Genomic DNA, 6614 nt, shown 5'->3' with positions numbered 1-6614 from the left:
ATAATGTTTTTACCACAGGACTTAGATTTAATTTTTAATTGGAATTGAAGAAAAGTCAATTTCTAATAGGTTGGAATCAATAATTGAATTAAAGTTTGCAAATAAAAAAGATGTAGAATATTATAGAAAAAATAGAAGAATATAGATCAAAATTATATAAATTAAAAAAATTAAGAACTCCAAAAATAAGAATCGAATTTACAATAAAATTACACCTTCCATTGTAATAGCAACTTTAAAAATTACTCTAAAAGGAAGGTGTTTTATAATTAAAATTTATTAATTCAAAAATTTCCCTTTCACAAATCCCCCAACCTTAACTAACGCCAATAAAATCGTAAGCAGTACAATAATTGAAGGGCCTGACGGAATATTTAGTGTGTAGGAAAAATATAGTCCTGACAGTATTCCGATGAATGAGAAAATTATGGATAGAATTATGATTGCTGAGTATTTTCTTGCGAGTGAGGCTGCGATTGCCTGTGGGATTGTCAGGATTGAGATTATTAGGATGATTCCTATTGTTTTTATGTTTATTATTATGACGGAGGATATTAGGATTATCATAAAGTAGTTTATGAAGGTTACTGGGACGCTGTGGATTTTGTAGAAGTTTTCATCAAAGCTGGTGTAGACGATGCTTTTGTAGAAGATGATGAAAAATGTGATTGTGATTATGTCCAGTACTAACAGTAAAATTATGTTTAGGGTGTTGGATAAAAGGATATTTCCGAATAAATAAGTTGACATATCGGACTGATAGCCTGGTGTTAGGAAGGCAAAAATAATTCCAATAGCCATTCCCATTGACATAACGATGCCTATTCCCAAATCACCGTCAACATGCAGAGTGTCTTTTAAAACCAAAATCAGCACACCTGACAATATTGAGAAAATCAGTCCAAAAAATAATGGATCTTTTATTGGCAAGTTAAAGAAATAAATTAGGTAGATTCCTATTCCGATACCGCCGTAAGAGGCATGGCTGATACTTGATGAAATAAAGACCATTTTTTTATTTACAATATAAGTTCCTATTATTCCACAGCATATACTTGAAAGAAGTCCTACAATAAGGGCGTTTCTCATAAAGGCATATTCAAAAATTTTTATAAATTCCATATTTCCCCAATCTTTAATAATTTATCTTTAATTTTGTAAATTTTATTTGTGTGAATGTAAGTAAGGATTGCTGCACACATAATCTTCCTTTTTCTCATAAACTTGAATATTTCCTTCCACGACAAAAATTGAATCAATGTAATCGTAGATTTTTTCAAGTTCGTGAGAAATTACAACTATTGTTGAATCTGACAATTCCTTTATTTTTTCAAAAAGTTTAAATTCAAATTCCTTATCCAGAAATGACTCTGGCTCATCAAGAAAAATCAGTTCTGGCGAAGAAATTAAGGCACGTGCAATTAATGCCCTTTGAAGCTGTCCACCAGATACTTCGTTTATTAATTTATTTTTTAAATGAAAAATATCAAATTCCTTCAAGAGCATTTCAGCACGTCTTTTTTCTTCATTGTTAAATCTTCTGAAAAGATTATTTTTATTAGTCAATCCCGATATTACCAAGTCAAAAATATTAATGGGAAAGGAAGTGTCAAACTCCCTTATTTGTGGTAAATACCCAATTTTGTTTTCACTTGTAAAAAATTCAATACTGCCAGAATTTTTACTCAAAAATCCAAGCATAACCTTTACTAAAGTCGATTTTCCACCACCATTTCTTCCCAGAATTGCAACATTTTTTCCTTTGAAAATATCTAAGTTTATATCGTTCAAAATATAATCATTTTTGTATTTAAAATTAAGATTTTGCACGCTCACAAGTTTTTTATTCTGTCCGTTAGCCATCAAATTTTTATCCTTTCGTTTTCTTCTCATTCTTTTTTTGAATAAAAATTTTTAATTTAAATAATCTACAAACTGTTTTAGATTTTCAAAGACATTTTCCTTGTCAACATTAAATTCAGCGACTTTTGAGTTAGGAATTTCTTTTGAAATAGCTTCGGCACTTTGTTTTGGAAATTGAGGCTGAACTAGGATTGTAGTTATGTTATGTTCTTTTGCTTCGTCGATAATTTCTTTTATTTGTTGTGCTGATGGCTCTTTTCCTTCCTGTTCGATTGAAATTTCTTCAATGGCATAATTTTTTAGGAAATAGTTTAATGCAGGATGATAAATCATAAATGATTTTTTAGTTTTTGAAGCCATTTTTTGTGAAAGTTCTGCTTTTACTTGATTAAGTTCTGTGATGAAAGCATTGTAATTTTTTTCAAAAGTTTCTTTTTTGTCTGGGTAAAGTTTTGACAATTCATTTTTTATATTTTCAGCAACTTTAGGCATCATATCAAGAGAGAACCAAACATGCGGATCAATTCCACCGTGTCCTTCATGCTCGTGATGATGTTCGTGTTCTTCTTCCTTTTTATCTGCATGTTCATGCTCATGTTCGTGATCATGATCTCCTTTGATAAATAAATTTTTATCAACACCATCCAAAACATTAACAATTTTATTTTTATCGCTTAGGCTGTTAGAAATAGTTTCTTCAAATCCCAACATATTATAAGTGAAAAATACTTTTGAATTTTCCAGAATTTTCAAATCTGAAGGTTTTGGCTCAAATAGTTCGTGATTCATATTTGGCTGCACAATTGAAATAACTTCAAAATCATCTCCTGCAATTTTTTGAGTAAGCCATCTTAAAGGTGGCACGCTTGTTACAATTTTTTCCTTTGCTCCTGCAGTAGTTCCTTGCTCTTTTTTAGTTTCTGATTTATTTCCGCAAGAAAAAATAAACAGAGCTGATAATAAAAGTAACGATAATAATTTTTTCATTTTAATTCCTCCTATATGTATTTTTTTGTAATAAAATAATGAATTTATTAAAAACTTTTCTAGAAAAAGATAAAAACTTAATATTTTTAAATAATTAAAATATAATTTCATTTCTCAAACAGAGTCTAGTATAAATCATAGATTTAATCACAATCGTTGCATTTTCCTTTAAAAATCGAAAGATGTGACAATAGTGAAAAGCCTCGTTTTTTTAATTCGCTTTTTTCTTTTTCTGTTTCTTCATTTGAAAATTCAGGCACGGTTTCAATATGCTTGCAAGAATCACAAATAAAAAAATTGGCATTTTCTTCCTTAAAGTAATATTTTTCATTTTCAAAGTCGAATGAAAAAATATAATTATTTTTCTCTAAAAATTCCAAAGCCCGATAAACTGTCGATAAGTCAAAATCCACTTTTGATTTTAAAAATTTGGCATTTATTGGAGTGTCTGAAGACTGTATAAGATTAAGTATTTGTTGCCTTTTCTTAGTTAATTTCATAATAACATCTCCTAATAATAAAAAACGTTTTTTATTTTGTAAATTTGCAAATCATTCGCAAATATTTTTTATTATATATTAAAAAAACCTATTTGTCAAATGAATAGGTTTTCATATATTTATAGTAAAACTGCTTTAAAACCAAACTTAAAAGGCTATGACTATTTTACTCAAACCTTAAATTTATATAATTTTTAGTAGTTTAATTTTAAATAGGTTTGAGTATATAATAAACTTCAGGTTATACCAACTGAAAAATTATTGTCCTGTGGTTATAATAACTTTTCCATTAGCACTATTTGATTCTAAAAATTTATGTGCCAAAGAAATTTCATCTAATATAAAAATTTTTGCAATTCTTGGCTTTATGCCATGTTTTTCAATAAAATCAAACATTTCTTTTATTGTATCTTTTTTGACAATTGTGCTGTTAAATGAAGTTAGGTAGGATTCTGAAGGGATTTCGTCAAGCGGCTCAAAATTTTCGATTACCCATCCTCCAAGACAGCCTGTCATGCAGACTATTCCACCTTGCTTCACAGATTTTAAAGAATTTTTCAAAGTAGGAGTGCCGATTAAATCAAGAACTTTGTCAACTCCGTCTGGAAAATATTCTTGTAACTGAGTGTCAAAAGTTTCATCTTGAATTAGAACAAAATCTGCTCCTATTTCTTTTAAAAATTCAACTTTAGCCTTACTTCTTGATGTTGCAATCACGGTATTTCCAAAACTTTTGGCAAGCTGAATTGAAGCAAGGGCAACTGAACTTGTTCCGCCACGAATTAACAGAGTGTCAGTGTTTTTTAACTGCAGGCTTTTAAATAAAGAGCCGTAAGCTGTGTAGTATAATTCAGGATATGCTGCAAGTTTTATCCAGTCTGTTTCTGAAAGAGTTATCGGATGTACTTGAGAAGATGGTACAAGCGTGTATTCGGCGTAACTTCCGTTAAATTCACGCCCCAAGCGATTCATCATTGTGAAAACTCTATCTCCTTTCTGAAAATGGCTATCAGAAGCATCTTCAATAACGCCAACACATTCAATTCCAATCACGCGTGGCAATTTCACAGAAGGAGAAAATCCATCTCTAGTAAATATTTCAGCCCGATTTATTCCAAAAGCCTTAATTTTTATAAGAACCCAGCCATTTTTTACTTTTGGAATTTCAATATTTTGAATTTTTAATTCATCAGCAGTACAAGGTTTTTCAAGAACAACAGCTTTCATAGTATTTTTTTTATTTAACATAGTAAAATTCCTTTCTTACTTTTAAATTTTAATTGACAAAAATAAGTCTTTATAGTATTATACTATATAGAAATAAAAAGTCAAAAAATTTTTGTTTAGGTTAGGAGGCTATGATGAATAAAAAAGTAAATTTAGGAATATATATAAGCAAAATTAAGCAGACGCACGATAGAATCTTAAATTATATTCTTTCAAAAAGGGAAATTACCGTTTTTAATGGTGAACGTGGGAAAATCTTGCATATACTCTGGGAGAAGGATAATGTAACGTGTAAGGAATTGTCCGAAAAAACGGGGCTTGCGATAAATACGCTTACGCCAATGCTGGATAGGATTGAAAAGGCTGGACTGATAGAAAGAGCACCACATCCTGATGATAGACGGAAAGTACTGATAAGGCTTACAGAATACGCACAAGGCTTTAAAAAAGAATATGAGGAAATTTCTGAAACTATGACAAATTATGTTTATGAAAGTTTCTCGCAAAAGGAAATTGAGATGTGTGAAGGGTTTTTTAAAAGAATTTCACAAAATTTGGAGAAAGTTGAAAAGGAAAGAAGCAAGAAATAACGGGAAGGAGAGAATATGAAAAAAATTATAGAATTTCAGAATGTGAATAAAGTGTATCCAAATGGAAATGAAGCTGTAAAGGATATGAATTTTTCGATAAATGAAGGAGAATTTATTGTGTTTATCGGAACTTCGGGAAGCGGAAAAACTACAGCTTTGAAAATGATAAATAGGCTGGAGGATGCGACTTCTGGAAAAATAGAAATAAAAGGGAAAAATATTTTTGAATATAATATTCATAAAATGCGTTGGAATATGGGTTATGTCTTACAGCAAGTTGCTTTGTTTCCGCATCTGACAGTAGAAGAAAATATAAGTATAGTGCCTGAACTGAAAGGATGGAAGAAAGAGAAAATAAAGGCAAGGACAGAAGAACTTCTGGAAATGATTGGGCTGGAAAGTGAGAAATATTTGAAAAGAATGCCCTCTGAACTGTCTGGCGGTGAAGCACAGAGAATCGGAATTGCAAGGGCATTAGCAGGGAATCCTGAAATTATACTTATGGATGAGCCTTTTAGCGCATTAGATCCAATTACAAGGAAAAGTTTACAGAAAGACATAAAAGAATTGCAGCAGAAAATTAATAAAACGATTGTTTTTGTAACGCACGATATTGAAGAAGCCTTTTATCTAGGAGACAGGATTTTTATAATTAAGGATGGGGAAATTCTTCAATCTGGGACGAAATCCGAATTAATTAATAATCCGAAAGATGAATTTGTAAGGGAATTTATTAGTTTGGAGCAAAATAAAAATGAAAAAAACATTAGTGGTTTTGGCACATCCTGATATGGAAAATTCAAGAGCGAACAAAGCCTTTAAAGAAGAAGCAGAAAAATTGTCAAATGTAGAATTGTATAATATTTATGAAAAATATCCTGATGGAAAGATTGACGTTGAAAAAGAACTGAAATTATTATCTGAAACAGGGACTTTAATATTGCAGTTTCCTTTATTTTGGTTTAATTGTCCGTCTTTACTTAAAGAATGGATAGATACTGTATTTATGGCAGCTCATTATGGGGAAAATAAAGTGCTTAAAGGTAAAAAAATAGGAGTTGCAGTGACAACTGGAGGAATTGCATCAAGGTATGATGGAACAAATGGATTGACAATAAAAGAAGTGTTAAAGCCATTTTTGTTAAGTATAGCTTATGTTGAAGGAATTGAATTGCCAATTTATTCATTATATGGGGCAATGCCTGATTTAAGCGATGAAAAGATTGTTGAAAGTGCAAAAAAATATGCAGAATATATAAAAAATAATTCACAAGATTTAGATTAAATTCAGAATAATCAGTTATAATTAGGTATACTGAAAACTATTAAAATAATAATTTTTTTAAATTAAAAATAACAGTATAGGTTTTATAACAATTCATAAACCAAACACAACATAGATTTTGAATTTTTTAGATACTCCCTGATTTAACTTTAAATGAGAAAA

At 30.0% G+C, this 6614-nt stretch carries 8 protein-coding genes; 3 read left to right on the top strand and 5 right to left on the bottom strand.

What is annotated here, in order from left to right:
- Positions 1-279 precede the first annotated feature (279 nt).
- The 5 genes from HMPREF1552_RS11865 to HMPREF1552_RS07595 all read right to left on the bottom strand — a co-directional run bounded on the left by HMPREF1552_RS11865 (position 280) and on the right by HMPREF1552_RS07595 (position 4598).
- A complete protein-coding gene (locus tag HMPREF1552_RS11865) occupies positions 280-1122 on the bottom strand; it encodes a metal ABC transporter permease (protein WP_021744567.1) in 843 nt (280 codons plus the stop codon).
- Between the two features lie 42 nt (positions 1123-1164).
- Positions 1165-1863, bottom strand: a complete 699-nt coding sequence (locus HMPREF1552_RS07610) for a metal ABC transporter ATP-binding protein (RefSeq protein WP_039901386.1) — start codon at positions 1861-1863, stop codon at positions 1165-1167.
- Positions 1864-1914: 51 nt separating this feature from the next.
- Positions 1915-2850 carry a metal ABC transporter substrate-binding protein gene (locus tag HMPREF1552_RS07605; protein WP_039901385.1) on the bottom strand — a complete coding sequence of 312 codons (936 nt, stop codon included), beginning with the start codon at positions 2848-2850 and terminating at the stop codon, positions 1915-1917.
- Between the two features lie 143 nt (positions 2851-2993).
- A complete protein-coding gene (locus HMPREF1552_RS07600; protein ID WP_021744564.1) occupies positions 2994-3350 on the bottom strand; it encodes a Fur family transcriptional regulator in 357 nt (118 codons plus the stop codon).
- Between the two features lie 258 nt (positions 3351-3608).
- Complete coding sequence (locus tag HMPREF1552_RS07595) at positions 3609-4598, bottom strand: quinone oxidoreductase (protein WP_021744563.1); 990 nt, start codon at positions 4596-4598, stop codon at positions 3609-3611.
- A 113-nt stretch (positions 4599-4711) separates the two neighbouring features.
- Here HMPREF1552_RS07595 and HMPREF1552_RS07590 point away from each other — a divergent pair, with 113 nt between their 5' ends.
- The 3 genes from HMPREF1552_RS07590 to HMPREF1552_RS07580 are packed head-to-tail and all read left to right on the top strand — an operon-like array spanning position 4712 to position 6452.
- Positions 4712-5167, top strand: a complete 456-nt coding sequence (locus HMPREF1552_RS07590) for a MarR family winged helix-turn-helix transcriptional regulator (protein WP_231370760.1) — start codon at positions 4712-4714, stop codon at positions 5165-5167.
- A gap of 15 nt (positions 5168-5182) precedes the next feature.
- Complete coding sequence (locus tag HMPREF1552_RS07585) at positions 5183-5956, top strand: ABC transporter ATP-binding protein (protein ID WP_021744561.1); 774 nt, start codon at positions 5183-5185, stop codon at positions 5954-5956.
- Entirely contained in the window at positions 5922-6452 is a 531-nt protein-coding gene (locus HMPREF1552_RS07580) for an NAD(P)H-dependent oxidoreductase (protein ID WP_021744560.1), read from the top strand. The genes HMPREF1552_RS07585 and HMPREF1552_RS07580 overlap by 35 nt, the downstream gene beginning before the upstream one ends.
- Positions 6453-6614: the final 162 nt, after the last annotated feature.

Origin of the sequence: Leptotrichia sp. oral taxon 879 str. F0557 (genome assembly GCF_000469385.1) — a bacterium.
In the GTDB taxonomy this organism is placed as follows: Bacteria; Fusobacteriota; Fusobacteriia; order Fusobacteriales; family Leptotrichiaceae; genus Leptotrichia; species Leptotrichia mesophila.
This window is presented reverse-complemented; position numbering and strand designations above follow the sequence as displayed.